Source organism: Devosia limi DSM 17137, from assembly GCF_900128975.1.
In the GTDB taxonomy this organism is placed as follows: Bacteria; Pseudomonadota; Alphaproteobacteria; order Rhizobiales; family Devosiaceae; genus Devosia; species Devosia limi.
In genome coordinates, this window is sequence record NZ_FQVC01000002.1 from 177,080 (window position 1) to 190,713 (window position 13,634).

The window sequence follows — 13,634 nt, forward strand, 5'->3', positions numbered from 1 at the left end:
GATAGGGACGGAGAGAAAAAATGGCTGAGAAAAAGACCCTCATCGTAGAGCAGTACGGTTCGCCGATCCGCCGCGACAAGGTGCAGCGCGCGACCCTTATCGGTCTCGGGCTCAACAAGATGAACAAGAAGCGTGAGCTGCTTGATACGCCGGAAGTTCGCGGCATGATCAACAAGCTCCCGCACCTCGTCCGCGTCGTCGGCGAGTAAGAGAGAAGGTCGATCAGATGACCCGTTTGAATGAACTGCGCGATAATCCCGGCGCGAACAAGGTCCGCATCCGCGTTGGTCGCGGCATCGGTTCGGGCAAGGGCAAGACCGGTGGTCGCGGCGGCAAGGGCCAGACAGCACGCTCGGGCGTTGCGATCAACGGCTTCGAAGGCGGCCAGATGCCCCTTCACATGCGTATGCCTAAGCGCGGCTTTAATGCCCTTAATCCTGGCAACTGGAACGAGGTCCGTATCGACCGCGTTCAGGCCTACCTCGATGCTGGCAAGCTCGATGCGACTGCTGTGATCGACGCCCAGGCGCTGATCGCTGCCCGCGTCATCCGTCGCGTCAAGGACGGTGTGCGTCTGATCGGCGCCGAGGGCTTCACCTCCAAGAAGGTGACGTTCAAGGTTGACTACGCCACCAAGGGCGCGCTTGCGGCTATCGAAGCTGCTGGCGGCAAGGTCGAGCTCATCCCGGCCAAGGCGCCGTGGAAGAAGACTCCATACGCCGGCTAATGTCGGTTTGGCGCACCCGACTATCGGTCGGGTGCGCCTTTTTTTGGTTTGTTGCGTTAGGGATGCAGGTGCATCTGTGCCCTGAAGCGCTCCGAGCGCACCTGGCCTTGAAGCCATAGGGAGCGATACATGGCGTCCGCAGCCGAACAGCTGGCACGTAATCTCAATTTTTCGACGTTCTCCAAGGCGAAGGCCCTGCAGCAGCGGATCTGGTTCACACTGGGCGCGCTGCTTGTCTATCGTCTGGGTACCTTCATTCCGGTTCCCGGCATTGATCCCGACGCCTTCCGCGCGACTTTCGAACAGTCGCAGCAGGGCATCATCGGCATGTTCAACATGTTCGCTGGTGGTGCCGTTGAGCGTATGGCGATCTTTGCCCTCAACCTCATTCCCTACATTACCGCGTCCATCGTGGTGCAGGTGATCGCCACGGCGTCGCCGCGTCTAGAAGCTCTCAAGAAAGAGGGCGAGGCCGGTCGTCGCAAGATGAACCAGTACACCCGCTATCTGGCGGTCGTGTTCTGCGCCGTGCAGGCCTATGGCATCGCTGTCGGCCTGGAAGCGAGCCAGGGCGTCGTTCTGAACCCAGGCTGGTTCTTCCGCATCTCCACCGTGATCACCCTGGTTGGTGGCACGATGTTCCTGATGTGGCTGGGCGAGCAGATTACTGCACGTGGCGTGGGTAACGGCATTTCGCTGATCATCTTTGCCGGTATCGTGGCCAACCTGCCAACGACCATCGTGCAGACGCTCGAGTTGAGCCGGACAGGGGCCTTGCCGCCGCTGGCTGCCATCGGTCTGGTGATCCTGGCGATCGTGGTCATCGGTATTATTGTGTTCTTTGAACGCGCCCAGCGCCGGCTGCTGATCCAGTATCCAAAGCGCCAGGTCGGCAACAAGATGTTCCAGGGCGACACGTCGCACCTGCCGCTCAAGCTGAATACTGCCGGTGTTATCCCGGTGATCTTCGGTTCGTCCCTTTTGCTGCTGCCGGCGACCATCGCGTCGTTTGCTGCACAGGGTAACGCTCCGCAGTGGCTGCAGGTGGTGACCGCCATGCTCGGCCGCGGCCAGCCGCTCTATCTGGCGCTGTTCGCGTTCTTCATCATCTTCTTCGCCTTCTTCTATACGGCCATCGTGTTCAATCCGACCGAGACGGCCGATAACCTGAAGCGTTCCGGCGGCTTCATTCCGGGCTTCCGTCCGGGTGAGCGCACGGCCCAGCACATCGACTACGTGCTGACGCGCATCACGGTCGTCGGTGCGCTGTACCTGACTTTCGTGGCGTTGATCCCGGAAGTCCTGGTGAGCCAGCTTGCGGTCAGCCAGTTTATCGGCGGTACATCGCTGCTGATCATGGTGACGGTGACCCTGGATACGGTCAGCCAGATCCAGAGCCACCTGATTGCCCAGCAGTATGAAGGTCTGGTCAAGAAGTCTCGTCTTGGGGGAGGTAAGCGTCGATGAGGTTGATCCTTTTGGGGCCGCCGGGAGCGGGGAAGGGTACTCAGGCCAAGATTCTGGTCGAAGCCTACGGTATTCCTCAGCTATCTACCGGTGACATCCTGCGGTCGGCCATCGCCGCGAAGACGCCGCTCGGTCTGGAAGCCAAGGCCATCGTGGATCGTGGTGATCTGGTGTCCGATGCCATCGTCAATGGTATCGTCTCGGAACGCCTCGATGCCGAAGACTGCAAGCCTGGATTCATTCTCGATGGTTTCCCGCGCACCATCGCGCAGGCCGAGGCGCTCGACCTGATGCTGGTCGAGAAGGGCGTCAAGCTCGACGCTGTTATCGAGATCAAGGCGGATGCGGATGTGCTGGTTGAGCGCGTCATCAACCGCGCCAAGGAAAGCGGCGGCGCCCGCGCCGACGACAACGAGGAAGTGCTGCGCAAGCGCCTCAATGTCTACCAGGAGCAGACCGCTCCACTCGTCGCGTACTATACCGACGAAGGTCTGCTGCGAGCCGTCGATGGCATGGAGCCGGTCGAGCAGGTGACTGCCGCGATCAAGGCAGCTATCGAAGGCTAAAGTTTCGGATTGGGCTGGGCAGTTGACTCTGTCTGGTCTTATCCTTAAAGAACCGCGTCAGTCTCATGGATTATTGGGCTGGATTCGGTTCCTCATTTCGGTTGGGGTCGAAATCCGGTCCCTTGTTGTTTAAGGGCGCCAGCCGTGATGGTTCGCGCTGAATGAAGGAGAGCAGACGTGGCTCGTATTGCTGGCGTCAATATCCCGACGAATAAGCGCGTAGTTATTGCGCTGCAGTATATCCACGGGATCGGCGACAAGTTCGCCGAGGATATCTGCACCAAGGTTGGCATTCCGGCAGAGCGCCGGGTCAATGAACTGACCGACGCGGAAGTCATCCAGATCCGTGAAGCTATCGACCGCGACTACGTCGTGGAAGGTGATCTTCGCCGCAATGTGGCGATGAACATCAAGCGCCTGATGGACCTGGGCAACTATCGTGGCCTGCGTCATCGTCGCGGCCTGCCGGTCCGCGGTCAGCGCACCCATACCAATGCTCGTACCCGCAAGGGTCCTGCAAAGGCGATCGCCGGCAAGAAGAAGTAAGAACCCGATATCGGGTTCTTCGATGTAGCTGCCGGGGCCGATTGGCTAACGGCAGCGCAGATATCGAATAGAGGACTTAAATGGCAAAGACTGAAACCACGCGCGTCCGCCGCAAGGAGCGCAAGAATATCACGTCGGGTGTTGCCCACGTGAATGCATCGTTCAACAACACCATGATCACCATCGCCGACATGCAGGGCAACACGATCTCGTGGTCCTCGTCTGGCGTGATGGGCTTCAAGGGCTCGCGCAAGTCGACCCCTTATGCCGCTCAGGTTGCTGCCGAAGATGCCGCCAAGAAGGCGCAGGAACACGGCATGAAGACCCTCGAGGTCGAAGTTCGTGGTCCCGGTTCGGGTCGTGAATCGGCGCTTCGCGCTCTCCAGGCAGCTGGGTTCAACGTTACCTCGATCCGCGACGTGACCTCGATCCCGCACAATGGTTGCCGTCCTCGCAAGCGGCGCCGCGTCTAATAGACCGATTGAAAGCTCCCGGCCGAGGCGGCCGGGAGTCTTATTGCGTTTGCGGCGGAGCGGCCGGGCGAGGGCCGCGATTTTGAAAGGACACAACCTGTGACGATCCAGAGGAACTGGCAAGAACTGATTAAGCCGACCAAGCTGGAGATTGTTTCGGGCAGCGATAACGCGCGCGTGGCTTCGGTAGTTGCCGAGCCGCTTGAGCGCGGTTACGGGCTTACCCTGGGTAATGCCCTTCGTCGCGTGCTGCTGTCGTCGCTTCAGGGCGCGGCAGTGACTGCAATCCAGATTGACGGCATCCTGCATGAATTCTCCTCGCTTCCGGGCGTGCGCGAAGACATCACCGATCTCGTTCTCAACGTGAAAGAAATCGCGTTGCGGATGGGTGGGGAAGGTCCCAAGCGTCTGGCGCTTTCGCGTCAGGGCCCGGGCGCTGTTACTGCCGGCGACATCAAGGTCACCGGCGACATCGAAGTGCTGAACCCCGAGCTGGTCATCTGCCACCTCGACGATGGCGCCGAGATCAATATCGAGTTCACCGTTGATAACGGCAAGGGCTATGTCCCGGCCGACAAGAACCGTCCCGAAGACGCACCGATCGGCTATATCCCGGTCGACTCGCTGTTTTCGCCGGTTCGTCGCGTGTCCTACAAGGTCGATGCTACCCGTGCCGGCGAAAGCCTGGATAAGGACAAGCTGACCCTGCAGGTCGAAACCAATGGCGCCATCTCGCCGGAAGACGCCGTGGCCTATGCCGCGCGGATCCTGCAGGACCAGCTGTCGGTATTCGTGAACTTCGAAGAGCCCAGCAAGGAAAAGGCCCAGGATACCGTTCCTGAACTCGCCTTCAATCCGGCGCTGCTCAAGAAGGTCGATGAGCTTGAACTTTCGGTGCGTTCGGCCAACTGCCTCAAGAACGATAACATCGTTTATATCGGCGACCTGATCCAGAAGACGGAAGCCGAGATGTTGCGGACGCCGAACTTCGGCCGCAAGTCGCTCAATGAAATCAAGGAAGTGCTCGCGCAGATGGGCCTTCATCTCGGAATGGACGTTGCCAATTGGCCACCCGAGAATATCGATGACCTCGCCAAGCGCTACGAAGATCATTATTGATCGCGCGCTGCCAAGCACTTTAGGAGACCACCATGCGCCACGGTAATTCAGGTCGCAAACTCAACCGGACTGCCAGCCACCGCAAGGCCATGTTCGCCAATATGTCTGCCGCGCTGATCAAGCACGAGCAGATCGTCACTACGCTTCCCAAGGCCAAGGACCTGCGTCCGATCGTCGAGAAGCTGATCACCCTCGGCAAGCGCGGCGACCTGCACGCTCGTCGTCAGGCGATTGCCCAGATGCGCGACGAAGATCAGGTTCGCAAGCTGTTCGAGATTCTCGGGCCGCGCTACAAGGACCGTCAGGGCGGCTATATCCGCATCATGAAGGCCGGCTTCCGCTACGGCGACAACGCTCCGATGGCCGTGATCGAGTTCGTCGATCGCGACGTCAATGCCAAGGGCCAGGACAGCGGTCCGGTCCATGTGCGTGACGACGAAGAGTCCGAAGCAGCGTAAGACTTTGGTCTGCGCGACAGATTTGGGGCGGCCGCGAGTTTCGCGGCCGCCCTTTTCGTTCCGGGGCAGGGGTATGGGCCCTGTGTTGCCCGTAACACGGGGTACCTGTCAGTCCAGCTCCCAGGCGCGGCCCAGGGACCTGAGATCGGCCAGTGAACGGCAGGTGACGATTGGCAAGCCGGTGCTGCAGGCGCGGGCGTGATAGCGGCCGAAGCTGTTGCGGGTTTTCCAGACCCAGTGGATCATTTCAAGCTTGATGCTGTCACGCTTGCCCTCAAGACCGCCGGCGCGGTCGGGCTGAAACAGGGTGCGGCGGAGATAGCGGCCGAAACGCGCCAGGTAATGCCCATCGAGCGCGATGATCCCCGTGGCCCGGGCGAAGCGCTGTGGCAGCAAGGCGGAATAATTGCCGTCCATCACCCATTCAGGGGCGAGGATGGCCGCGTCATGCAGGGCGTGAAATTCCGCATCAGGCCGAGGCTCCCAATCGGTATTGGGGAGGTGGCGGAATTGGTCGAGATGGACAGCCGGTACTCCCAGCTTGCGGGCGATTGCAGCGCAAAGGGTGGACTTGCCGGCATTGGTGGGGCCAAGGATGCAGATGCGTCGGCCGAGCGTTTCGAGGGGGAGGTCATGCATTTTCAGTTCCGATATGTCGTTGGTGGATCGGGGTGGAAAAGCTGATCGAGGCGGCGGGGGCTCCAATAGAAAAGGGCCGCTCCCAGAGGGAGCAGCCCACAATTTGCTGCAGCATTGCTGCCGCCGGATCGGGGACGGGGGCTATAGCGCCGAACCCTCGCCCATGCAAGCCGGTCCTGCCTATTCGGGCTGGACGTCCTTGCCAGTATAGACTTCCTCGACCCAGAACTGGTCGCGGCGATCGAAGCCGTTGAACGGGGTCAGCGATGCCTGGGTGTAGGCACCCATCAGGCCGAACTCGATCCAGTCGTCTTCGTCGATATCGGCCGGCAGGGTGAACACCTGGGGCAGCACGTCATAGCTGTCGCAAGTGGGGCCCCAGATGGTGAATTCCGAGAAATCCGCGTCATTGTCATGCACGCGGGCGCCGCGCCAGACGCGAACCGGCGGGGTGAAGTGCATGAACTTGACTTCCATCAGGCTGCCATAAGCGCCGTCATTGACATAGACGGACTGGCCGCCGCGCTGGTGTTTTACGCGCAGCAGCAGGGAGGTCGACGACGTGACAAGGGCGCGGCCAGGCTCGATGATCAGCTCTGGCTTCCTCTTTTCGCCAAAGTGGTCGCTCACGGCGGTCGAGATGGTCTCGAAGTAATAGTCCATCGGGGGCGCTTCGCTGGTCGGGTAGGGGGCCGGATAGCCGCCGCCGATATTGAGGCGCTTCAGTTCAATGCCAGACTCTTCGACGATACGGGCGGCCGCAGCGATGTGGCGCTCATAGGCGTAGGCGTCTTCGCACTGGCTGCCGACGTGGAAGCACAGGCTGGGCGTGTAGCCCATCTGCTCGACCATGGTGGCGATTTCGGCGGCGCCCTGTTCCATGACGCCGAACTTGATGCCGAAGTCATAGGACTTCAGCGCCTTGCCGGCCTTGAAACGGGTCGTCACTTCGACATCGCGCGAGGGCGATACAACGGCAGCGAGCTGGTCCAGCTGCTGGGGATGGTCGATGGTGAAGGAGCGAACGCCGAACTCTTCATAGGCGCGAGCGATCTCACGCTTGTTCTTGATCGGGTTGTTGTAATGCATGACCGCGCCGGGGGCATAATCGCGCACCAGCTCCATCTCGGTATTGGAGGCGACGTCGAACGCCTTCAAACCTTCGCGATGCAGCTGGGCGATGATGTGGGGCGATGGGTTGCACTTGACGGCATAGGTCAACAGACCGTCGAAGCCCTTGCGGAAGACCTTTGTGGCCTTATGCAACTCACGTTCAGAGAACAGGAAGGCCGGGAAATCCGGGGCTTCCGCCGCGATGAGGGCAGAGGTGTTCGGGTAAACGTGGTTCGGCTCGTCTGTCATTGGACATCCTGCCTTTCGGGCCAAGAGTAGCGTTGAATCGAGCGCTGCATATAGGGCGGTGTGCCCCCACGCGCAAACTATTATTTGTCCTGCATTTAAGGTGATCGCTTGACGCCTTTTTGACGCCGGATTCGGGGTATTTTCGTGCAAGTCTCGTGCAGCCGGAAATGGCTGGGATAACTTGGTTCTGGAAGGATTTAGATTGATGTCCTTGCGCAGTCTCGTGCTGGCTGTCGGCGCTCTTGCGGTTCTGGCCATTGTCGGCGGTATCGCCCTGTCTCCGCTCAATGGGCCCAGCAATGCACAGATGGCGCCGCCTGTCGCCAACATTGCGCCGGTGGCAATTCCGGTGGTGCCGGAAACCGAGGGGCAGATGAAGCTGACCTTCGCCCCGGTGGTGAAATCCGTGTCGCCATCGGTGGTCAATGTCTATGCGACGCGCATCGAGCAACGGGCGGCTTCGCCTTTCGCCAACGATCCGTTCTTCTCGCGGTTCTTCGGCAATGAAGGGCGCTTCCAGAGCCGCCCCAGGGAATCGCAAGCACTGGGCTCTGGCGTGATTGTCGATGCCGGCGGGGTGATCCTGACCAATCGCCATGTCATCGAAGGGGCGACCGATGTGCGAATCGCGCTGTCGGATGGGCGGGAATTTGCCGTCGATGTGGTGATCGAGGACCAGCAGACGGACCTGGCGGTGCTGCGCATCCGCGAGCCCAATGGCACCAGTTTTCCGGCAATCTCGTTTGCCGATTCCGATGCGCTGGAGGTCGGCGACCTGGTCCTGGCAATCGGCAACCCGTTCGGGGTGGGGCAGACGGTCACCAGCGGTATCGTCTCGGCGTTGGCGCGCACTGGGGTAGAGCGGAGCGACTACGAGTTCTTCATCCAGACCGATGCGGCGATCAATCCCGGCAATTCGGGCGGAGCGCTGGTCGATCTCAGTGGCCGGCTGGTGGGCATCAACACCGCGATTTACTCGCAGACCGGTGGCTCGGTGGGCATTGGTTTTGCCATTCCGGCCAATATGGCGCGGCTGGTGGCAGAAGCGGGCGTTGCCGGTGGGCAGATCGTGCGGCCATGGTTTGGGGCCAAGATGCAGGCGGTGACGGCCGATATTGCGGCGAGCCTGGGCATGCCCGCGCCGCATGGGGCGCTGATCACAGAAGTGGCGCCGGACGGGCCGGCGGCACGGGGCGGGTTTGTCTCGGGCGATGTGATCCTGGCGGTCGACGGGGTGCGGGTCGATGATCCCAGCAGCTTCAACTTCCGGTTGGCCACCAAGCCAATCGGGCAGGTGACGCAATTGGAGCGGCTGCGGGGCGGGGCGACTGAAACGGTGAGTTTCAGTGTGGAAGCGGCTCCGATTGCCAGCGAGGACATGCGGGCCAGCATTGGCGGTAATTCACGCTTTGCCGGCAGCAGCGTGCAGCAATTGACGGCAGCCCTTGCCGAAGCCAAAGGGCTGCCGTACGACGCCAAGGGCGTGATCATTACGGCTATCGAACCGGGGTCCGCCGCCGATCAGATGGGCTTGAGGGTCGACGACATCATCCTTTCGCTCAACAACGTGCCGATGGATACTGCGCGCGTGTTTCAAACGACCGCATCCAATCGCGTCCGCACCTGGCAGATTATCCTGCAGCGCGGCGGGAAGGTGATGCAGAGCATAGTCAGTGGATAGGTATGGCCGATCTTTTCGCGAGAGAGCCCGAGCAGGCAAACGACGACGATACGCGCCGGCCGCTGGCCGATCAGTTGCGGCCACGCTCACTCGATGAGGTGATCGGGCAAACCCATTTGCTGGGCCCCGACGGCACTTTGCGCCGGATGATTGCCTCCGGGCGACTGGGCTCGCTGATCCTGTGGGGGCCACCCGGCACTGGCAAGACCACGGTGGCGCGGTTGCTGGCCGATCAAATCGGTTACTCGTTCGAGCAGATTTCGGCGGTGTTCTCCGGGGTTGCGGACCTCAAAAAGGTGTTCGAGAAGGCGCGCTTCGAGCGCCTTTCCGGGCACAAGACGCTGCTGTTCGTCGACGAGATCCATCGGTTCAACCGGGCGCAGCAGGATGGCTTCCTGCCGGTGATGGAAGACGGCACCGTGGTGCTGGTGGGCGCCACGACCGAAAATCCGTCCTTCGAGCTCAATGCGGCTTTGTTGTCGCGCAGCCAGGTGCTGCGGTTTGAGTCATTGGGGCTTGAGGACCTGGAAAAGCTGGTCGTGCGGGCGGAGGCGTTGGCGGGAGCAGCGCTGCCGCTCGACGCCGAGGCGCGCCATACCCTGCTCACGCTCGCCGATGGCGACGGACGGGCCTTGCTGGGTCTGGTCGAAGAGGTGCTGGCCTCAGCCAAGCCGGGGGAGACGCTCGACGCTGCGACCATGTTGACCGTGATCCAGCGGCGGGCACCGATCTATGACAAGGCCCAGGATGGGCACTACAACCTGATTTCGGCGCTGCACAAGACCATCCGTGGTTCGGACCCCGATGCGGCGCTGTACTATTTCGCCCGCATGCTGGATGCCGGCGAGGACCCGCTGTTCCTGGCAAGACGGCTGATCCGCATGGCCGTGGAGGATATCGGACTGGCCGATCCGCTGGCCCTGCCGCAGGCCGTGGCAGGGCGCGATGCGTTTCAGATGCTGGGCTCGCCCGAGGGCGAGCTGGCGCTGGCGCAGGTCGTGGTCTATCTGGCGCTCGCCCCCAAGTCGAATGCCGTCTACACGGCCTTCAAGGGCGCGATGAGCGTCGCCAAGGCCACGGGCTCGCCGATGCCGCCAATGGTCATCCTGAACGCCCCCACGAAGCTGATGAAGGGGTCTGGCTACGGCGACGGCTACATTTACGACCACGACACGCCAGAGGGCTTTTCGGGGCAGCAATATTTCCCCGAAAAGATCGGTCGGCAGAAATTCTACGAGCCGGTCGAGCGCGGCAGCGAGCGCGACTATCGCAAGCGGCTGGACTATTTCGAACGGTTACGGGCGCAGAAGGGCAGCCGCGACGGCTAGTCTTTCTGCCAGATCCCGGCGCGGCCACTCTCATAGCCATAAGTGAAAAGGGCCGTCAGCCATGCCGGGCTGCCGAAAATGCTCTTGCTCTCGGGGAATTCCGCCGGGATTGCGGTCAGCCAGAAGGCAAGGCCGGCGCGACTGGCGGAGGTCGCCAACTGCTCGATATTGCCGCGACCGAGATATTTGAGCAGCGTCGGGACTGCTCGTTGCAACAGCGAGACGCTGGAGATTTTCACCGCAGCGGGGGTGGGGGCCACGACGCCATTGAAGATCACGTAGAGCTTCTGCACGCCGCGACGGCCCTTGACGAAACCCTCGTAGCCGCCGGGCATCAGCAAGACCTGCTGGGTGACGCCGCCATCAACGTGAAGTTCATCGAACTGGACCCCCTGGGCGGTCACGTCGAGCAGGACAGGCGGGAAGACGCCGGGAACGGCTGCCGAGGCCAGGATGATCTGGTGCACCAGGTCCAGCTTGTTGGGTAGATTGCTGACAGCGATGGCACCGATATCCCAGATAACCGGGCGCTGGGCATCCAGATTGGTGGTGCCGACATAGAGACGCCGGCCCTGGCGGTGGGCGCTGCCAATCGCAGCCAGCGCCTGGTCGTCGACGAGATAGCGAATGCTCGCCAGCAGGACCGCGTTGCTGAGAATGGAGGGGGCACCGAAGATCGCCGAGATGAAATCGGCCGTTGGGCTGGCCTCCTGGGTCAGGGTCGAAAACACCGACTTGAGGCGCTCGTCATAGGCGGGTCCGAGAAAGGCCATCGGGGCCATCATGGCGCCGACGCTGATGCCGGTGACGACCTCGAACTGCGGCCGGTTGCCCTTGGCGCTCCAGCCCACCAGGAACCCTGCACCATATGCGCCATTGATTCCGCCGCCCGAGAGAGTCAGATAATCGACGTCGCCGTCACTGCCGGGGGCAATGTGGGAGTGGATGTCCGCGAATTCGCGATCATCGCCCCAATACCGAAGCTTCTGATCGGCAGGGATCGACGCCGACGCGGCCAGGTTCTCCGGCACAGGCTGGCGCGGCGCCATCGAGCTGCAAGCGGCGAGAGCAAGCAGCGCCACTGCGAGGAAAGTTGAACGTAAAACCAGCATTGAGGCCCCCGGGCGACAAATCTGCAGCCCATACTAGATTGCAGGCTAAACCATATTCATGAGCAAGTCCGGCAGACTTGCGCAGCAAAGTTTTCAATTTCCTTATTCAAACAGGCGAGGCTCCATGCAGGGATACATACTGGTCGGTATTGGCGGGGCACTAGGCGCGATGTCGCGTTATGGCCTGTCCCATCTGGTGAGCCGGTTCTGGACTGCCTCGTTTCCGTTGGCAACGCTGCTGATCAATGTTCTGGGGGCGGTCTGCATGGGGCTGTTCATCGGCGTCATGGCGCGGACGCTGCCTGCCTGGGGCAATGAGGCGCGGCTGTTCGTGGCAGTTGGTATTCTGGGTGGATTCACCACGTTTTCGACGTTTTCGCTCGATGCCGTGGTGCTGATAGAGCGCGGTGACGTGGCACAGGCGGTGCTCTATGCATTGTTGTCGGTTGTGGTTTGCCTCTGCGGGCTATATCTGGGGCTTTTGATGACCCGGGGCAGCCCAATATGAGTGCGGTTCAACAGCGACAGGTCGGCGACGACGAAGACGGAATGCGGCTTGATCGCTGGTTCGCGTATCATTTTCCGCAGCTCGGCTTTGGACGGTTGCAGAAGCTGATCCGCAATGGCGAGATCAAGGTCGACAAGGCCAAGGTGACGACCAGTACGCGGTTGTCACCGGGGCAGACCGTGCGTATTCCGCCGATCGACGATCCCGATGTGGTCAAGCCAGTCAAGCTCAACAATCAGGACGCTGAGTTCTTGCGCAGCCTGATCATCTATGAAGACGACGATATCTACGTCTTCAACAAGCCGTCGGGCCTCGCCGTGCAGGGTGGCAGCGGCACCAAGCGCCATGTCGATGGCATGCTGAAAAGCCTGCCGAACAAGAAGGGCGAGGCGCCGCGCCTGGTGCATCGACTGGACCGGGACACCTCGGGTTGTCTCGTCGTGGCCAAGACCAAGGCGGCCGCCAGCCATTTCGGGTCGGTGTTCCGCTCGCGCTCGGCGCGCAAGATCTACTGGGCGCTGGTGGCGGGCAATCCGCATCCGCTGCAGGGTGAGATTTCGTGCTTCCTGGCAAAGCAGGGTGGCCTGGATGGCGAGCAGGTCGTCGTGGTCAAGAATGGCACGCCGGGTGCGCAGCATTCGACTAGTTACTATTCGACTACCGATACCGCCAGCCGGCGCTTTGCCTGGGTGACGCTGAAGCCGGTGACCGGCCGCACGCATCAGTTGCGCGTGCATATGGCCCAGCTCGGCACGCCAATCATCGGGGATCCGCGTTACTTCAATATAGAGAACTGGCAGGGTGCCCCCGGCCTGGGCGAAGGGCTGCATCTGCATGCGCGGCGCATTGCGCTGCCGCTGCGGGGAGGCAAGCGGCTGGATGTTTCGGCCCCGTTGCCGCCGCATATGCGGCAGAGCTTCGATGCCCTTGGGTTCGATCCGGACCGCTATGACGTGCAGGGCGGGGACCCGGAGGAGGGCGCATGACGCTCATCATGTTCGACATGGACGGCACGCTGATCGATACGCAGGCGCTGATTACAGAACACATGGTCACGACGTTTGAGCAGGCCGGGCTGACGCCACCGACGCCGGCCGAGTCGCGCCGGGTCATCGGGCTGTCCCTGCCGGTAGCGCTGGGGCGCCTGGCCAAGAGCGATGATGCCGTACTCATCGACCGGCTGGTCGAAGACTATCGGGGGCATTACCGGGCGTCGCTGCTGACCGAGGGGGATCGCGAAGGGCTGTTTCCGGGCGCCATGGCGGCCCTTGGGCGGCTGCACCTGACGCCGGGCGTGCGGATGGGCATTGCCACGGGCAAGGGCCTGACGGGCGTCCACCGCATCCTCTCCATGCATGGCCTGGCAGAATTTTTCGTCACCCTGCAGACGCCTGACCATAACCCCTCAAAGCCGCATCCCGGGATGCTGCTGCGGGCAATGGCCGAAACCGGCGCGGCGCCAGAAGAGACGGTGATGATTGGCGACACCACTTTCGATATCGAACTCGGCCGTTCGGCCGGCGCGCGGACAATCGGGGTGACCTGGGGCTATCATGAGCCGAGTGAGCTGGTGGCCGCCGGCGCCGATCTGATGGTCGACCGCTATGACGATCTCGATGCGGCGATCCGGCAAGTACTGGGGTAAGAC

The 13,634-nt window shown here is 61.7% G+C and carries 16 protein-coding genes; 13 read left to right on the plus strand and 3 right to left on the minus strand.

Annotation, left to right across the window (positions count from 1 at the left end; all coding sequences use genetic code 11):
- Nucleotides 1–20: 20 nt before the first annotated feature.
- The 8 genes from rpmD to rplQ all read left to right on the plus strand — a co-directional run bounded on the left by rpmD (nucleotide 21) and on the right by rplQ (nucleotide 5,356).
- Nucleotides 21–209 (plus strand): 50S ribosomal protein L30, encoded by a 189-nt coding sequence (rpmD, locus tag BUA69_RS04210; RefSeq protein WP_046136755.1) that lies wholly within the window; start codon nucleotides 21–23, stop codon nucleotides 207–209.
- Nucleotides 210–226: 17 nt separating this feature from the next.
- Nucleotides 227–727 carry a 50S ribosomal protein L15 gene (gene rplO, locus BUA69_RS04215; RefSeq protein WP_046136756.1) on the plus strand — a complete coding sequence of 167 codons (501 nt, stop codon included), beginning with the start codon at nucleotides 227–229 and terminating at the stop codon, nucleotides 725–727.
- 129 nt (nucleotides 728–856) lie between these two features.
- A complete protein-coding gene (gene secY / locus BUA69_RS04220; RefSeq protein ID WP_046136757.1) occupies nucleotides 857–2,194 on the plus strand; it encodes a preprotein translocase subunit SecY in 1,338 nt (445 codons plus the stop codon).
- Nucleotides 2,191–2,760, plus strand: coding sequence for an adenylate kinase (locus tag BUA69_RS04225; RefSeq protein WP_046136758.1), 570 nt, complete (start codon nucleotides 2,191–2,193; stop codon nucleotides 2,758–2,760). The genes secY and BUA69_RS04225 overlap by 4 nt, the downstream gene beginning before the upstream one ends.
- Nucleotides 2,761–2,937: 177 nt before the next feature.
- Nucleotides 2,938–3,306 carry a 30S ribosomal protein S13 gene (gene rpsM, locus BUA69_RS04230; RefSeq protein ID WP_046136759.1) on the plus strand — a complete coding sequence of 123 codons (369 nt, stop codon included), beginning with the start codon at nucleotides 2,938–2,940 and terminating at the stop codon, nucleotides 3,304–3,306.
- Between the two features lie 80 nt (nucleotides 3,307–3,386).
- Nucleotides 3,387–3,779, plus strand: a complete 393-nt coding sequence (rpsK, locus tag BUA69_RS04235; protein ID WP_046136760.1) for a 30S ribosomal protein S11 — start codon at nucleotides 3,387–3,389, stop codon at nucleotides 3,777–3,779.
- Between the two features lie 99 nt (nucleotides 3,780–3,878).
- Entirely contained in the window at nucleotides 3,879–4,898 is a 1,020-nt protein-coding gene (locus tag BUA69_RS04240; protein ID WP_046136761.1) for a DNA-directed RNA polymerase subunit alpha, read from the plus strand.
- 32 nt (nucleotides 4,899–4,930) lie between these two features.
- Nucleotides 4,931–5,356, plus strand: coding sequence for a 50S ribosomal protein L17 (gene rplQ / locus BUA69_RS04245; protein ID WP_046136762.1), 426 nt, complete (start codon nucleotides 4,931–4,933; stop codon nucleotides 5,354–5,356).
- Nucleotides 5,357–5,464: 108 nt separating this feature from the next.
- Here the strand turns inward: rplQ and BUA69_RS04250 are convergent, their stop codons facing one another.
- Entirely contained in the window at nucleotides 5,465–5,995 is a 531-nt protein-coding gene (locus tag BUA69_RS04250; RefSeq protein WP_046136763.1) for a P-loop NTPase family protein, read from the minus strand.
- Nucleotides 5,996–6,175: 180 nt separating this feature from the next.
- Nucleotides 6,176–7,357: a type III PLP-dependent enzyme domain-containing protein gene (locus BUA69_RS04255; protein WP_046136764.1), complete on the minus strand. Its 1,182-nt coding sequence runs from the start codon at nucleotides 7,355–7,357 to the stop codon at nucleotides 6,176–6,178.
- A gap of 307 nt (nucleotides 7,358–7,664) precedes the next feature.
- On the opposite strand from BUA69_RS04255, the gene BUA69_RS04260 reads away from it, so the two are divergent.
- Nucleotides 7,665–9,038 carry a Do family serine endopeptidase gene (locus tag BUA69_RS04260; RefSeq protein ID WP_046136799.1) on the plus strand — a complete coding sequence of 458 codons (1,374 nt, stop codon included), beginning with the start codon at nucleotides 7,665–7,667 and terminating at the stop codon, nucleotides 9,036–9,038.
- A 2-nt stretch (nucleotides 9,039–9,040) separates the two neighbouring features.
- Entirely contained in the window at nucleotides 9,041–10,366 is a 1,326-nt protein-coding gene (locus BUA69_RS04265; RefSeq protein ID WP_046136765.1) for a replication-associated recombination protein A, read from the plus strand.
- Here the strand turns inward: BUA69_RS04265 and BUA69_RS04270 are convergent.
- The gene (locus BUA69_RS04270; protein ID WP_082093964.1) at nucleotides 10,363–11,478 is read right to left on the minus strand and encodes a patatin-like phospholipase family protein; all 1,116 of its coding nucleotides are present in this window, start codon (nucleotides 11,476–11,478) and stop codon (nucleotides 10,363–10,365) included. The two genes, BUA69_RS04265 and BUA69_RS04270, sit on opposite strands and share 4 nt — an antisense overlap.
- 124 nt (nucleotides 11,479–11,602) lie before the next feature.
- On the opposite strand from BUA69_RS04270, the gene crcB reads away from it, so the two are divergent.
- Genes crcB through BUA69_RS04285 form a run of 3 tightly spaced genes read left to right on the plus strand, consistent with a single transcriptional unit; the run spans nucleotide 11,603 to nucleotide 13,631 of the window.
- Nucleotides 11,603–11,986, plus strand: coding sequence for a fluoride efflux transporter CrcB (crcB, locus tag BUA69_RS04275; protein WP_046136766.1), 384 nt, complete (start codon nucleotides 11,603–11,605; stop codon nucleotides 11,984–11,986).
- Nucleotides 11,983–12,972, plus strand: a complete 990-nt coding sequence (locus BUA69_RS04280; RefSeq protein WP_046136767.1) for an RluA family pseudouridine synthase — start codon at nucleotides 11,983–11,985, stop codon at nucleotides 12,970–12,972. Before crcB ends, BUA69_RS04280 begins: the two co-directional genes overlap by 4 nt.
- Entirely contained in the window at nucleotides 12,969–13,631 is a 663-nt protein-coding gene (locus BUA69_RS04285; RefSeq protein ID WP_046136768.1) for an HAD family hydrolase, read from the plus strand. The genes BUA69_RS04280 and BUA69_RS04285 overlap by 4 nt, the downstream gene beginning before the upstream one ends.
- The last annotated feature ends 3 nt before the right edge of the window (nucleotides 13,632–13,634 follow it).